Source organism: Alicyclobacillus contaminans DSM 17975 (assembly GCF_000429525.1).
In the GTDB taxonomy this organism is placed as follows: Bacteria; Bacillota; Bacilli; order Alicyclobacillales; family Alicyclobacillaceae; genus Alicyclobacillus_A; species Alicyclobacillus_A contaminans.
Genome location: NZ_AUCA01000026.1, coordinates 20,234 through 34,831, shown reverse-complemented (window position 1 = coordinate 34,831; position 14,598 = coordinate 20,234). Strand labels below are relative to the sequence as shown.

Genomic DNA, 14,598 nt, shown 5'->3' with positions numbered 1-14,598 from the left:
GCTTTCGTATGAATGGCAACACACAGTTTCCAACTCCGCCATTCTTAGCTGAGCGGGTTCTGATCCGCCGCAGACTTCAGCTGCGTGATGAAGCTGTTGATGTCACCGTTGCTGACGAACACCTGCATCGCCTGGTTGACCGCATCGAGGAATCCAGGATTTGCAGCCGATCCGTGCGCGAGACTCGGCGTCAGCGAATCCTTCTTGAAGTCCGCAATCGCAGACTGGCTGTACACGTCGTACTTGCTGGTATCCGCGTCGAGACGCGCCGGGATGGAACCCTTCAACGGGTTGAATGCATCCTGCCCCGCCTGGCTGCCGAGCACCTTCAGGAACGCGATGGCGCCGTCCTGATGCGGTGCGCCTTTCGGCAGTCCGAACGTGTCGGAGATGACCATGAAGTCACTGTCGGTTCCGGGCGTGGTGACCCAGCCAAAGTCGACGTTCGGCTTCAGATGCAGGTCGGTGGTGAAGTAACCCTTCGCCCAGTCGCCCATCACATTCATCGCCGCTTTGCCGTTCGCCACCAATTGCGAAGCGTCCTGCCAAACGAGGGATGCGTGGTCACTGTTCACGTACTGCAGCATCTTCTTAAACGTCTCGAGCGACTGTTTCACGCCCGGATCGTCAAAGGACAGCTTACCTTGCCACAGTTGGTCGTACTTGTCCGCGCCAATGGTGCCAAGCAGCACGTCTTCCCACAGCATGGTGGCTTCCCATGTATCCTTGTCGCCCAGCGCCAACGGGGTGACCCCGTGTGCCTTCAGGACGTCCGCGTCCTTGAAGAAATCATCGAACGTCTTCGGCGGCGTCAGGTGGTATTGGTCAAAGATTTTCTTGTTGTACCACAGCACGTTGCCGCGGTGGATGTCCACCGGCACGCCGTAGATTTGCCCATCCTTGCTGACCATGTCAATCAACTGCTTCGGGAACTTGTCGTTCCACCCTTCCTGCTGATACAGGTCGTTCAGCGGCTGCATCTTGCCCGCGTCCACCCAGGACATCAATTCCGCACCCGCGTGAACCTGGAACGTATCCGGTGGGTTGTTTGCGTTCATCCGAGTTGCCAACACCTGCTTCGCGTTCGTCCCAGCGCCGCCGGCCACGGCAGAATTCTGAACCTGAATGTCCGGATTCTGATTTTGGAACAACTTAATCAACGCCTGCAGGCCGTCCGCTTCGCCGGCACCTGTCCACCACGAGAAAATCTCCACCTTTTTCGCCGACGATCCGGACGAATTCGACGTATTCCCACCATTGCTGCTGGACGTTCCACAAGCTGTGGTCAGCGCGACGGCCACAGCCACCGCGGAACCCCATTTCAACGCTTTGCTGAGCTTCACGAACTGAACCCCCTCGTCAATCCTTGATTTTCCTAAAGGAACGCTCGAACCCATTTGTATCCGGTTTCGTAAGCGGATACAAAACTCTGGCTCTTCTGCGCAGAGCCCCCCACATTTCTATTCCGTTTACGACAGTTTGTTTATTTATAAAACCAAGGTGTACAATTGTAAACGGATTCAGTGTATCATGTGAGAGTCTGCACAACATCAGCGCCAGTCTTGGTTTGTATAGTAAACTATCTTCGCTGCGGTTGCAACAGGTTTCCACACCGATTCATGCAGTTTTTAGGGGTGTTCTGACAGAATGACGAAGCGCATTGACGCATCCACAATGAGGCAGTGGAACAAGGCCACCGTCTTGCACTGCATTCGGTCGCAGAGCCCAATCTCGCGCATCCAATTGGCGGAAGTGACCGGCTTGAACAAAGCCACCATCTCTTCGCTGGTAGATGAATTGCTGACGGAACAGTACATCGTCGAAGTGGGTTTCGGCGACTCCAACGGCGGCCGCAAGCCCATCCTGTTGGAGTTCAACGCCAACGCTGCGTTCACCGTGGGCATTGACGTCCAGATCTCGCACGTCACAACGACCCTGTGCAACGCCTTGGAACAGGTGGTCTGGGAGCACACGGTCGACATGACCGTTCCCGGCACTGAGGTGAAAAACATGCTCCTGGAGCTGCTCACGTTGGAAGCCAAGCGCGCCATCGCAGCGGCGCCGGCCAGTCCACACGGGGTCCTCGGCGTAGGCATCGCGTTGCCCGGCATGGTCAGCTTCGAGAATGGATATGTGTACATGCTGCCGAACCTCGGTGTCACCGAGTGGGATGTTCGCACCCCGCTCCAAGCGCGCCTTCAATTGCCCGTGTTCATCGACAACGACGCCAACTGTGGCGCATGGGCGTCGTACCGGCTGCATCCGGAATACCAGAATCTCATTTATGTATCCGCGGGCATCGGTGTGGGCGCCGGATTGGTCATGGAAGGAAAACTGTACCGCGGAAGTCGCGGTGTGGCGGGAGAATTCGGACACACCACCATCGTGGCGATGGGAATCCGGTGTTCTTGTGGAAACTATGGTTGCTGGGAGCGATACGCAGCGCAGGACAGCCTGTATCGGTACCTGCTGGAAAACGGCGTCACCGAGTTTTCTGAAGGAGAACGAGACTTCGTGGCTCGCGTCGTGCAAGAGGCCAATCGCGGCCGCCGGGAGTGCGCGCGTGCGCTCACAACGCTCGGCCAGTTCCTCGGCGTTGGTGTTGCCAACATCGCCAATACGCTGAACCCTGACGCCATTTTCCTGGGTGGTCAATTGATTCAAGCCGAGTCCTGGCTTCTGCCGCAACTGCGCGTGGCCATGCAAATCAAATCGGTCGAAGCGGTGCGCCACACGCCCATCCACCTGGCGAAAGTGGACAGTATGGCGGTGGGCGCTGCCGGCATCGCCTTATCTGAAACACTGTACCCAATCCGTATGGGCAGCGACACCCCTGGCACCGTCGGCTCCACGCTGCGCCACCGCTGAAACCCCAGTGGTCATCCGCCGTGCTTGCTGCACAGCCGCTTACCGAGCGGCGCGTTCACTTCCACCGCAGGCGTTCCTGGTGGAGCACCGCATGGGATTCCGGCAGTCGTTCCAGGGTGACCGGTCGCTCCCAATAATACCCCTGACTCAGCGATACACCGATTTCTTGGACGGCCTGGAGGTCGTCCTTCTCTTCAATCCCTTCGGCAATCACTGACTCTTCTGTATTCATGTAGTCTGCCAGGTGAATGAGCAGTCGGCGCTTTCTGTCTGATGCGGCAATGCCCTGTACCAAGGAGCGGTCGACTTTGACGAAATCCGGATCGAGCTCAACCAGCGCACTCATGCCAGACGCGCATACGCCAAAGTCGTCCAACGCAATCCGCAATCCCATGGAACGCAGGGAACTGACTGCGTCAGCGAGGTAGCGAGGGTTATAAGATATGTACTCGATGAGTTCAATCACGACTTCCTGCGGCACGAGCATGCCATGGTCGAACAACTCCTCCAAAGCCCGCAGGAATCGCGGCTCGGAAATCGTGGTCGGGGTGATGTTTACAAACAGCGGCATGACGTTGTCTGTCATCGCATATGACGCCACGTGTTTGACGGCACTGTGCAATGCCAACAAATCAGCTTCCACCGCCAAGCCGCACTGATGGGCTGCGCGAAACCACAAATCCGGTCTGACCATCTCTCCGTTTGCCTGGGGCCTGCTCAGCGCTTCATGACCGAATAAGATGCCCTCCGCGTGGTTGACAATCGGCTGGTAAACCATGTGCAGATCCCCGCCTGCGAGAACATCCTGAACGATGGATTGCATATTTTTCGGGCGCAGCACCGCGATGTCCGCATCCGTCACGTTCGCGCCATCCCCCGTTGCCCGACTTTTTGTCTCTCTCTTCATGCGCTTGCCCTCACCCCACTAACAAACAACGGGCAACCCCAATCACAGGAGTTGCCCAATTGAAATTCATTCAAATATGGCGTGGCAACCCGGCGATCATAGACCTCCAGTCCGTAGACCCGTAGCTTTGCGCCCCAGCGTTTCCACTGGTTTGCCTTGAGACACTTACTTTTTATGTGATTTGTTTCCACTCAAGCAACTCTATTCTTTCGTTGAATTGACTGGTTGTCAACCCCCAAATCGACACGCCGCGCCGGCAATCGACAGTTCACGACGCCGAGTTTGGATTTCCCTTCAGAAGAATACGCTGAACCACAGACTCCATGGCCCAAGCCACCAGGAGAAGTACCGCAATCAACCCCACCACGCCCGGCCAGGCGAGTGCGCTCCAGAACAGCCCGCCGACGGCGCCGACAATGCTCGAACCGGCGTAATAGAAGAACAGATATAGGGACGACGCCTGAGCCCGAGCGTCTCGCGCCAGTTGGCCCACCCAACCACTGACCACGGCGTGTGCGCCAAAAAACCCGAACGTGAAAACAGCCAGCCCCACCAACTTGATCCACAATGCCCCAAACAGCGTGACAAGACAACCGAATAGCGCAAGGACCACGGCGATGCGCAGCGCGCTGCCTCGCCCCATCTCCTGCGCCAGTCGCCCCATCCAGGCGGAACTGATGGTCCCCGTCAGATATACCAGAAACAGAAATCCAACCACCGTTTGGCTGAGGTGGTACGGTGGTCCCACCAGCAGATAGCTGATGTAGTTGTACATGGTCACAAACCCGCCCATCAAGAGAAACCCAAGGCCATACATGCAAATGAGTGCAGGGTGTCGGATGGCCCGCACAAACCGTCGCCACATTTCCCGGCCGCTGACCGGCTGCGGCGTAAAGTGGGCCGGTTTGGGCAGGCGCAGCCAGAACCACACCGCCAGTGCGAGGCTGATGCAGCCGATGGCGAGTATCGCCAGCCGCCAAGAATACAGGTCGGTCAATACCCCCGTCACAATTCGGCCGGTCATCCCGCCGACGGAGGTTCCACTGACGTACAGTCCCATCGCGGCCGCTGCGGAGGATGGATGAAACTCCTCGTTCACATAGGTCATGGCGATGGATGGAAATCCTGCCAACACCACGCCCTGTACGGCGCGCAGCGTCACGAGCAAACCGAAGCTCGGTGCTGCAGCCACGCCGAAGCACAGCAGGGAAGACAGTAACAGGGACAGAGCCATCACCCGCTTCCGTCCAAACCGGTCGGATAATCCTGACACGAACAGCATGGCGACAGCCAGCGCCCCGGTGGCTGCGGACAGAGAGAGACTGGCCACTGCGGGGCTCACCCCGTAGTCACGCGACAACAACGGCATCACCGGCTGTGTTGTATACAGCACCGCGAACGTGATGAATGCACCGGAAAACAGCGCCAGCGTGGCGGCGCCATATCCCGGTTGTCCGCGTTCGATGTAAGACACCATGAGGACTCCCTTCGCTGTGGTCTCCGTCTATTTTCGCAGATGACGACCCTGGACTCAAAAGCCCGATAAAACCTTCCGTCATCGCGTATGCTGCACAGAGCCGCGAAGGGAGTGACATTTTACTATGACATGCGTACCAGGACGCCTTCGTCATGAGCATTTTGGAGCAAGAGTGCAGCCCCTGAACAAAAGAGGGGCTCCTTGAGTGAAACGGGCTGTCCCAAGCCATTGAAAGATGGACTGAAGGGACCGGCCCTTTCTGTGATGGAAAGCAGCTTTGTCACAGCAGACCGTTCTGTTTCAGCCACTCTTCCGCCACATCGGCAGCCTTTTTGTGCTGCAAATCCACTTCCTCGTTCAATTTCTGCATTTCTGCATCGGTGATCTTGCCCGCCAATTTGTTCAGCACATCCTTCAGCTCAGGGTGCGCCTTCAGGACACTGTCTCTCACAATGGGCACGGCATAGTATGGTGGGAACAGATGTTTATCGTCCTTCAGCAGAACGAGGTGATTGGCGGGAATATTGCCATCTGTGGAGAAGGCGTCAATCACATCGACCTTCCCATTGGTCAAGGCGGAATACTTCAAACCAATTTCCATCGATTTGACAGCCTTGAAATGGGTGTTGTACAGCTTGTTCATCGCGGGAAGACCATCGGCCCGCGTGATGAAGTCCTGCTCTGTCCCGAGCGTGAGTTGATCGGACTTTGCGGCCAACTGAGAGACGGTCGAAATGCCGAGACGCTTGGCTTCGCCTGCTCGCATGGCCATGGCGTACGTGTTGTTAAACCCGATGGGTTCGAGCCAGGTCACGTGGTACTGTTGTTCAAACTGCTTTTTCACCTCATCGTAGACCTTCTGCGGATCGGTCATCGGCTTCTCCTTGAGAATGTTTGCGAGACCGGTGCCCGTATATTCGACATAAACATCGATGCTGCCGTTCTTCATCGCGTTCCAGACCACGTTGCTGTCCAGCCAGGTCTTCGTTTTCACATGCAGCTTCGTATCTTTCTGAATCAAATCGGTCAGCATGTTGGCCATGATGTCCTGTTCGGTGAAGTTCTTCCCACCGACAACGATGGTATCTGCATCGCTCACGCCTGGACCGCAGGCGGTCAGCCCCGCGGTGAGCCCGACGGCCAGTACGACAGTGGACAGTCCTCTCGACACGCCGCGCATTGAAATCCACGGTTTCACGTTCATCCACATCCTGCACATCCCTCCGTTGTTCTCATCTCTGGCAAGGTTAAGCGCCACGCCGCCGAATGTCGGCCGTCTCCACCGTCACATTCCCGTCGGCTCTGCGCTGCCCCGAGCGCGCAGCAACCCGCAATCCACGCGGGGTGAGCCAGCGGTCCAACCACATCAACAACACGTCGAACACGATGGCCAGCAGGGCTGCCGGGATGGCCCCCACCAGAATCGTGGGCGTGTCAATCATATCTATCCCGCGCATGATGATGTCTCCCAGCCCGCCGGCGCCGATGAACGTGGCCAGCGTCGCCACGCCGATGGTGGTCACCGCCGACGTACGCACGCCGGCGATAATGATGCCGCGCGCCATCGGCAGTTCCACCATCCACAGAATTTGCCGGCGCGTCATCCCCATGCCCGTCGCCGATTCAATCAGGCTTCGGTCCACTTCCTGAATGCCCGTGTAGGTATTGCGAACCATCGGCAACAGGGCGTACAGCGTCAACGCAATCACCGCCGGAACCGTGCCGATTCCGAGCAGCGGAATCATGAAGCCCAGCAACGCCAGGCTGGGAATCGTCTGGATGACGGAGACCACCGTCAACACCGGTCCGGCCAAGCGTCGGTGGCGCGTCAGATAAACACCCAGCGGCACCGAAATTACGCATCCCAACACCACGGCGACCAGAGACAGAAACAGATGCTGCCCAAGCGCGGTGGCCAAGTCACCCCAGTTTTGCGACAACGCCTGCATCAGTGCGTTCATTGGCCGCACCTCCCCTGTAGGTCTCTACCACCAGTCGAATCACACTGGCCCGCGTAACCACCCCGAGCAGCTTCCTGTTCGCGTCCAGCACAGGGAGGTACCCTCTGCCCGATTCCATCGCCGCCAGCACGCGAGGGAGCGGGGTGTCCTCCGACACGACGGGCAGATCCCGGTTCATCACGTCCGCCACAGTCTGGCGTTCGTTACCGTAATTCCGATACACTTCCTCAGCGCCGACGACCCCCAGGTAGTGCTGGTGATTGTCGGTAACCATCAGCCCGTTGACGCGCTGGCGCCCCATCAAATGCACCGCTTCCGCAAGGCCGCGGGACGGAGAGATGGTGACAGCGTTGGTCATCACATCCCCTGCCACCGCCGACCACGCGGCCTGCCGGAAACGTTTCTCCCCAACAAAGTCGCGGACAAACTCATCTTTCGGATGTCGAAGGATTTGATCCGGAGAGTCTGCCTGAACAATCTCCCCGTCCTTCATAAGGATGATGTTGTCGGCCAGTTTCATGGCTTCGTCCATATCGTGGGTGACAAACAGAATCGTTTTGCGGAGCGTTCCCTGCAGGCGCAGCAATTCATCCTGCAGACTTTCGCGGCTGATGGGGTCGAGGGCGCTGAACGGTTCATCCATCAGAATGATGTCCGGATCCGCCGCAAGGGCGCGCGCGACGCCCACGCGCTGCTGCTGACCGCCGCTGAGTTCCCCAGGATAGCGGTGGCGAAAACGGGCCGGATCGAGCCCAATCAAATCGAGCAGTTCCTCCGCGCGTCGCAGATAGGCTCGTTTATCCTGGCGGTTCAGCCGCGGCACCAACGCGATGTTTTCCTCAATGGTGAGGTGCGGAAACAGGCCAATCTGTTGAATCACGTAGCCAATGCTCCGGCGCAGTTCGACTGGGTTGCGGCGTCGGACATCTTCGCCATGGACCAGGAGGGTTCCGGACGTGGGTTCAATCAAACGATTGACCATTTTCAGCGTCGTCGTCTTACCGCACCCGGATGGGCCAATCAGAGTGACCAATTGACCAACGGCAACGGCGAAGCTGATGTCCCGAACGACTGGATGGTCACCGTACGACTTGCTGACATTGCGAAATTCGACAGCGAATTTCTCCATGGTATCCCCCTTTTCTCTCGCACGGCGCGCCGTGCAGCATCACCAAGGCAGGGATAGCCAAGGACGAATATGAAGGTGGGTACGATTAGGCCGCCGAACGTCTGTGCGTGGAGACGTCCAGCAACCCATGCGCGTTGTCTCGATGTATGCTGGCATGTGTGAGTCTGGATGAGGAAAACCAGCAATCCCACAGTATTCGCCTACGAGGTTAGCTGACGGGTTTGGCAGACCAAGGCCGCCTATGCGCGGAAGCTGGCGCAGCCGCGCAATTCACCCCCGAACGTTGGTTCCCCCGCTTTTGAGTGTCCCCACTCAAAACTCGGCCCGTCCCTAGATTGCCTAGTGTGGAAATGAATTGATTTCGGTTAGTATAGCAGAAATCGCAGGCAATGTCTAACTTTTCTCACTGCGATCGGTGCTCCCGTGCCATCTGCTGCCTGTGATGCCGGTTACATGACCACTCGCTTCCCCTCCCGGACCGAGAGGCGGTTGGATGGCATTGGACACCTGTGCTGATTCGTCATACTGTTGTATTGGGAGATGATTCATTTTGCGATTCACACACTTGCTCCGGCTGTTGTTGCAGACATCCATCCTGGTGGTTGTGGCGTGGTTGGGCCACGAAATTTCCAGTTTGGCGCATTTACCCGTACCTGGCAGCATCATTGGTCTTCTTTTGCTATTCATCCTGTTGCAGTGTCGCGTGGTGAAAATCGAGTGGGTGGAGCAGGGTGCCGCACTGCTCATCTCCAATATGCTGTTGTTCTTCATCCCGTCTTCGTTGGGATTGATTCAATACGGACGGTTGATCCGGGAAAGCGGCGTGCAATTGCTGTTGGTCATTGCCATCAGTACCGCTGTGGTGATGGGGATGACCGGGTGGTTCGCTGAGTTTCTCAATCGTCGCAGGAAGGAGGCGAAAAGCCGTGCGGCCTTGGATTAACATCGGTCTCACGCTGGCGGTGTACCTGATCTGCCGGTGGGTCTACCGCCGATACCCCCTGCCGTGGTTGAATCCCATGCTCACGAGTGTCGCCCTGCTCATGGTGTTGCTGTTGTCCACACACACGTCGTATGCCGCATACATCCGAGGGTCGGACCTGTTGACGCTGCTCCTGGGCCCGGCCACGGTCGCGTTCGCGGTGCCGCTCCATCGCCATTTCGAACTGTTGAAGCGCCATGCGGTGGAGCTGCTGTGCGGCATAGCGCTGGGGTCTTTATTGGCGGTCGTCTCCTCCGTATCGCTCGCGCGCCTCCTGCGACTGACCCCCATCCTGATGGACAGTCTGGCACCGCGCTCCGTAACAACGCCGATTGCGATGCAAGTCTCCGCGCAGTTGGGTGGGAATGCCATTCTTACGTCGGTGTTCGTGATTGCCACAGCGTTCGTTGGACTGGTGGTGGGGCCTTTGACCATCCGCTGGCTGAAGATCCAATCGGCGCTTGCCAAGGGTATGCTGATGGGCATGGGGGCCCACGGCATTGGGACGTCGCGCGCATTTGAATTCGGACCGCTGGAAGGCACGTTCTCGAGCCTGTCCATGATTCTGGCGGCGGCGTTCACCGTGCTGTTGGCTCCCCTCGTGGTGCCCTTTCTGCGGTGACCGACGCAGAGAGACAGCGCACCGTCGTCCACGTGCTCCACGGTCCGCGCTGTCTCCGCCCGCTCCGGCTTACTCGGCGACAGCTTCTCGTTGGAAATGATCGCGCAACGCCTTCTTTTTAATTTTTCCGGAGGCGGTGGTGGGGAGTTCCGCCATGAATTCCAGCCGATCCGGAAATTCGAATTTAGCCAGCCCATGCGCCGCCAGGTGTTCCCGCAGTTGGTCCAGCGTGAACGGCTCCGCGCCGTCCTGCAGCACGATGCATGCCACGGACCGCTGTCCCAGCGTCGGATCCGGCGCTCCCACCACGGCCACCATGGAAACTCCAGGATAAGCCGCCACGACGTCCTCGACGCGTTTCGGATCAATTTTCGTACCGCCGCGGTTAATCACATCGTCGGCGCGGGCAATGAACGTGTATCGGCCGTTCTCGTCGCGACGCAGCAGGTCTCCGGAGTGGAACCATCCCTCCGCATCCCACTGCCTGCTCGCGACCACCGGATTCTCGAAGTACCCCGCGCCGAAGTTGGGGCCGCGCGACCACATTTCGCCGGGCGTCCCATCGGGAACATCGTTTCCCTCCTCGTCCACAAGGCGGATCTCAATCCCGGGAACGGCGGCACCAACCGTCGTGCTGAGGACTTCGAGCGGATCGTCCGGACGGGTGATGGTCGCCACAAGCCCTTCGCTCCAACCGAACATGCACCCGACCTTCATGCCACCATCCGTCTGGAGGCGTTGCAGCACGGCGCTGGGTACAGGGGCGCCGGCGTAGATGAACAGCTTCACGCTGGACGTGTCCGTGGTGGCCAGCGCCGGGGCATTGGCGACGTGGATGACGTGCGGCGGTGCTCCCACCAAATAGGTGGGCCGCTCTTGGGCCACCCACTTCAACACACGGGCGGCGGAGAAGCGATCAAGGAGCAAGATTCTTCCTCCGCTCGCCACGGTCATCATAATGCCCGCCAGCATGCCGGTCTGGTGATAGATGGGCGCCAAGTCGAGCACGCCCTGCCCGGGTTCATATCCGAAGTTCTTCGCGTAAGCTCTTGCGGCCCAGAGGTAGTTGGCGTGGAGATGGACAACGCCTTTCGGACTGCCGGTGGTTCCAGAGGTGAACACCATGAGGAACGCGTCGAGCGGTTCTGGACGCTGCGCCTGGAGGATGTCCTCGGACAGTGCTGCGTGTCCGCTCCTCAGGTCGGTGAAAGAAAGGGTATCGGGTCGAGGTTTGGCGTAATCTCCCTGAAGAATGAGCTTCTGCACACTGGGGACGTCTTGGAGGAGGGACTTGGCGTTCTCGTAGAGGGGTTGTCCACGGTAGTTTTCGCTCAGAATCCACAGTTTCGCCTGGGCCTGGTTGAGGCTGCCCACCAGCGCCTGACGGCCGAGGTCAATCTGCAGGGAGACTCCAATGGCCCCAATCCGCGCGATACCAAACACCGCCACCACATGGTCGAGCGTGTTTGGCAGTTGAATGGCCACTCGGTCTCCTTTCCGAATCCCGAGTTCATACAGATGGGCTGCCAGAGCTTCTACCTCCTGCCACAGTTGGCGGTAGGTGAGCGTCCGCTCTTCATCTCGGTGAATCAGGTCCGGCCAGGTTTCTGCGGTTTTCTGCAGCACATCGACGAACGATTCTTGCGTCCATACACCTTCCTCCAAATACCTTTGGGCTCGCTCCAATGACAAGGTTCTGCCTGCGAATTCAATCACAGTGCTCTCCTCCCATCTTGTGCATGTCCGTCAAGCCAACCGCTGTGAAAGGTATTCCACCACGTTGGACACTGTGGACAACGCGTCAAAGTCCGCATCCGGAATTTCCAAATCGAACGCGTCCTCGAAGGCGACGACCAGTTCTGTCAAGTCCAGCGAGTCAGCGCCCAGGTCATCCACGAATCGGCTGTTCGGCTGGACCTGTTGAACGTCGACCTGCAATTGCTGACACACCACCTGTGTCACCTTCTCCTGAATTTCTTGTTTCGTCATCGAAACCACTTCGTTCACTCCTCGCGAGGGATGATGCAGAATTCACATGCGTACGACTTCTGAGTCGATCTTAGCACCAGATCGTAAAAAATCCAAATATCTCAATCTAACAGTTCTCGTCGTTCCAGTTTGTTGCCAGAGCGGCGGTGCGTCACACGCCCCAGTATGAAAAGGGCACCCATGGAGGGTGCCCTTTTCCTGCTGAATCGAGCATTGTCAGCCATCTGTCAATCGACCCGCGTTTCGTTGCGCCTGACGGAAGATCTGCGCAAGGCTCAGCTTGCGCCGCTCCGTGTGTGGCTCCGGCACATGTGCGGATGGTTCCTCGGTGGGGGCATCCGCCCTGTCCACCTCGGCACCGCCAGCGGGGTCGGAAGCGGACGACGTGGATGCGGGTGGTTCTTGCCGAGACGTCTCAGTCGGGAATTCGATCACCGATGGCTCGCGCGGATGGACGGACTGACCATCGGCTGGGTCGATGTCCACCGCCGCTTGCGTCGCCGCGGCTGTACGCCCCTTGGATTGGATGTATTCGGTAAGAATGTCGATGACCCCTTGGCTGAAGTTCCCTTCATCCTTGAGGCGATTCAGGTATTCGATGACCTCCGGAGGCGTTTCCGCCGGCACGTACAGCGTGACGTCCTTCCCAGGTCGCACGTACACCGTGGAACGGCGCTTTTTCAATTCGAATCCGTCCCGTCCTCTGTCTTCGCAGCGGAGGTGTCTGCCGCAGGCTGCTTGCCGACCGCCACCTCAGGCTGGGTCTCCAGCGCGTGGCTCAGCAGCAGGAACGTTCCCCGCGCGTTGCGGAATTGACTGTACTCCACGGCGTCGAAACGAATGGGCAGTCCCAATTCGGCATTCAATTTTTCAATCCAAGGCTGCAGGACAATGGCTCCGCCGCCGATAAACCAAAACTCATTCGCATAGCGCACGTGCTTCCACGCGCCGCGGGCGGACTTCAACACCTTCTCGGCGAGGATGCGCATGTGCCGGTTGACCAGGTTGGTCATGTCGAAGACGACTTTGCCTTCCCTATAAATCTCGTACTCTTTGTTCACCAGCATCTGTGTGAGTTCTGCGGTGTTGGCAATCAGTTCCTCGCCCTCGGCGTTCACTTCGTTCCGGATGTTTTCGAGAGCATCATTGAGGTGGATTTTGGTTCCGGTCGAATGCCGTTGATCCAGTTCCAGCCCCGGCCGGAAAAAGGCGATGTCCATGTCCACGCCTCCGACATCGGCAATGCCGAACCCTTTGTGGGACAGCGGAGATTTGGACGTGGCCTCGATGTCGTAGACACCCGACACGTCGTCAATGCCAATGTCGATAGGTAGAGAGAATTCCAGCTCGACGGTCACGCCCTTGTAGACGGGTGTTGTAACAAAGCTGACCGAGTGCACGCCCTCGGTGATTTTGGCTGCAAACTCTGTTCGAAACTTGGCAATTTCACTGATGGGCAGTCCGGTCCCAAGCTGCACAGCGGCCTTGATGCGCTTCACGCCCCGCCGAATGTCCGCCTCGTGCTTTTTGGCCACGGCATAGGCGGCCCCCGTCAGCAGCGTCACCATCGTCTCGGGGCGCTGGGCCTTCTTCTGCGCCGCCTTGTCCCCGACAATCTCGTGGACAACCCCTTCGTCGCCAATCGCCAGGTTGCCGACGTACACGTGGCGATACTGTTCGCTCTCAATCGCCGGCGAGGTGATTTGGACATCGAGGAAGTCCAAAGGATTCCCTTGCTCCGTCAATAGGAACCGTTCACCAACGGGCTGCGATACCACGTTCGGGAAAATGAACGTGTTGTCCAACGCATCGTAAATCCCCTTAATGTGACTGCTGCCGTTGTCCATGGACAATGCGATGGTCGTTACGAGCGCTTCGTTTTTTGCCAAGTTCGTTCTCCTCTCCATCCAATCGTTCTTTACCCTAACAGTATAAGGGATTCCGCCCGGCCCGCCAATCAATTGGACATAAACTTTGGCAGTCTAGACTTTAAATCGTAAAGCTTAAATTTTACACATTCAAAGTTCGAAGTTCGAACTCTAAACTTTATAAAGTTTAGAGTTTACACTTTACGATTTAACGTTTGGTGGCGGAAAGTTTGTCTGTTGGGATCTCGAAAAAACGCCGTCTCCGCGCTAGAAAGCGCGAACGACGGCGGCGTCAGCAAGGACCTCGATGGAGAAACCGACGGAGAGTCCAAACCTACCAAAGCAGGCCCCACAACGCGTAAATGATGAGAAACGATACTGCCCAGCGATACCAAGGCGCAGGACCGAACCCGTACCCCGGAACCCCCCCGTTGGGTCCCCATGGACCCACACCTGCACGCCGGGGCCCTGACCGCGGTATGCCCCACGTCAACGACACGTCCATGCGAGAAGTCTGCCCGTCAGCCGTTGCCGCGGACAGCAATGCCGCCGGCATGTACCTCTGTGGCGTCACAACAATCATCGAATCCTCGGACACACGCTCCACGTAACCCAAATGACATCCATACTGTGTCCGAAACTGCACCCAACGCCCGACAAACCGTTGACACTCCCAGCAGTTGTACATTCCGAACCCCTCCCCTGCGTTTCCAAACAAAACGGCGCGGCGCCGGGCCCCCTCTTCCCATGCGGTGCACCCTGTGTCACATCGTCCTCCATACCCGGATGTCGTGG

14 protein-coding genes and 2 riboswitches are annotated in these 14,598 nt (G+C 58.0%); of the genes, 3 read left to right on the top strand and 11 right to left on the bottom strand.

Features of this window, described 5'->3' with window-relative positions:
* Nucleotides 1–44: 44 nt before the first annotated feature.
* Nucleotides 45–1,397, bottom strand: a complete 1,353-nt coding sequence (locus G463_RS0110745) for an ABC transporter substrate-binding protein (protein ID WP_084171543.1) — start codon at nt 1,395–1,397, stop codon at nt 45–47.
* A gap of 250 nt (nt 1,398–1,647) precedes the next feature.
* On the opposite strand from G463_RS0110745, the gene G463_RS19980 reads away from it, so the two are divergent.
* On the top strand, nt 1,648–2,868 hold the full coding sequence (locus G463_RS19980) for an ROK family transcriptional regulator (protein WP_051322201.1): 1,221 nt from the start codon (nt 1,648–1,650) through the stop codon (nt 2,866–2,868).
* 55 nt (nt 2,869–2,923) lie between these two features.
* Here G463_RS19980 and G463_RS19975 read toward each other — a convergent pair whose 3' ends face one another.
* The 5 genes from G463_RS19975 to G463_RS0110715 form a co-directional block, all read right to left on the bottom strand.
* Nucleotides 2,924–3,775 (bottom strand): EAL domain-containing protein, encoded by an 852-nt coding sequence (locus G463_RS19975; RefSeq protein WP_051322200.1) that lies wholly within the window; start codon nt 3,773–3,775, stop codon nt 2,924–2,926.
* Between the two features lie 80 nt (nt 3,776–3,855).
* Nucleotides 3,856–3,941, bottom strand: a riboswitch (cyclic di-GMP riboswitch).
* Nucleotides 3,942–4,043: 102 nt separating this feature from the next.
* Nucleotides 4,044–5,252 carry an MFS transporter gene (locus G463_RS0110730; RefSeq protein ID WP_051322199.1) on the bottom strand — a complete coding sequence of 403 codons (1,209 nt, stop codon included), beginning with the start codon at nt 5,250–5,252 and terminating at the stop codon, nt 4,044–4,046.
* Nucleotides 5,253–5,532: 280 nt separating this feature from the next.
* Nucleotides 5,533–6,450, bottom strand: coding sequence for an ABC transporter substrate-binding protein (locus tag G463_RS0110725; RefSeq protein ID WP_245575854.1), 918 nt, complete (start codon nt 6,448–6,450; stop codon nt 5,533–5,535).
* Nucleotides 6,451–6,499: 49 nt separating this feature from the next.
* Nucleotides 6,500–7,213, bottom strand: a complete 714-nt coding sequence (locus G463_RS19970) for an ABC transporter permease (protein WP_084171541.1) — start codon at nt 7,211–7,213, stop codon at nt 6,500–6,502.
* A complete protein-coding gene (locus G463_RS0110715) occupies nt 7,173–8,342 on the bottom strand; it encodes an ABC transporter ATP-binding protein (protein ID WP_026975165.1) in 1,170 nt (389 codons plus the stop codon). The genes G463_RS19970 and G463_RS0110715 overlap by 41 nt, the downstream gene beginning before the upstream one ends.
* 182 nt (nt 8,343–8,524) lie before the next feature.
* Nucleotides 8,525–8,677: riboswitch (cyclic di-AMP (ydaO/yuaA leader) on the bottom strand.
* A gap of 215 nt (nt 8,678–8,892) precedes the next feature.
* Here G463_RS0110715 and G463_RS0110710 point away from each other — a divergent pair.
* Together G463_RS0110710 and G463_RS0110705 are read left to right on the top strand one after the other, a co-directional pair.
* The gene (locus G463_RS0110710; protein WP_051322198.1) at nt 8,893–9,285 is read left to right on the top strand and encodes a CidA/LrgA family protein; all 393 of its coding nucleotides are present in this window, start codon (nt 8,893–8,895) and stop codon (nt 9,283–9,285) included.
* Complete coding sequence (locus tag G463_RS0110705; protein ID WP_026975163.1) at nt 9,269–9,946, top strand: LrgB family protein; 678 nt, start codon at nt 9,269–9,271, stop codon at nt 9,944–9,946. Before G463_RS0110710 ends, G463_RS0110705 begins: the two co-directional genes overlap by 17 nt.
* A gap of 69 nt (nt 9,947–10,015) precedes the next feature.
* Here the strand turns inward: G463_RS0110705 and G463_RS0110700 are convergent, their stop codons facing one another.
* The 5 genes from G463_RS0110700 to G463_RS0110680 all read right to left on the bottom strand — a co-directional run bounded on the left by G463_RS0110700 (nt 10,016) and on the right by G463_RS0110680 (nt 14,491).
* Nucleotides 10,016–11,662, bottom strand: coding sequence for a class I adenylate-forming enzyme family protein (locus tag G463_RS0110700; protein WP_026975162.1), 1,647 nt, complete (start codon nt 11,660–11,662; stop codon nt 10,016–10,018).
* 30 nt (nt 11,663–11,692) lie between these two features.
* Entirely contained in the window at nt 11,693–11,935 is a 243-nt protein-coding gene (acpP, locus tag G463_RS0110695) for an acyl carrier protein (protein ID WP_035486880.1), read from the bottom strand.
* Nucleotides 11,936–12,151: 216 nt separating this feature from the next.
* Entirely contained in the window at nt 12,152–12,619 is a 468-nt protein-coding gene (locus G463_RS0110690; RefSeq protein WP_026975160.1) for a hypothetical protein, read from the bottom strand.
* Nucleotides 12,616–13,824 carry a ParM/StbA family protein gene (locus G463_RS0110685; protein WP_026975159.1) on the bottom strand — a complete coding sequence of 403 codons (1,209 nt, stop codon included), beginning with the start codon at nt 13,822–13,824 and terminating at the stop codon, nt 12,616–12,618. The genes G463_RS0110690 and G463_RS0110685 overlap by 4 nt, the downstream gene beginning before the upstream one ends.
* Nucleotides 13,825–14,137: 313 nt before the next feature.
* Complete coding sequence (locus tag G463_RS0110680) at nt 14,138–14,491, bottom strand: hypothetical protein (RefSeq protein WP_026975158.1); 354 nt, start codon at nt 14,489–14,491, stop codon at nt 14,138–14,140.
* Between the last annotated feature and the right edge of the window lie 107 nt (nt 14,492–14,598).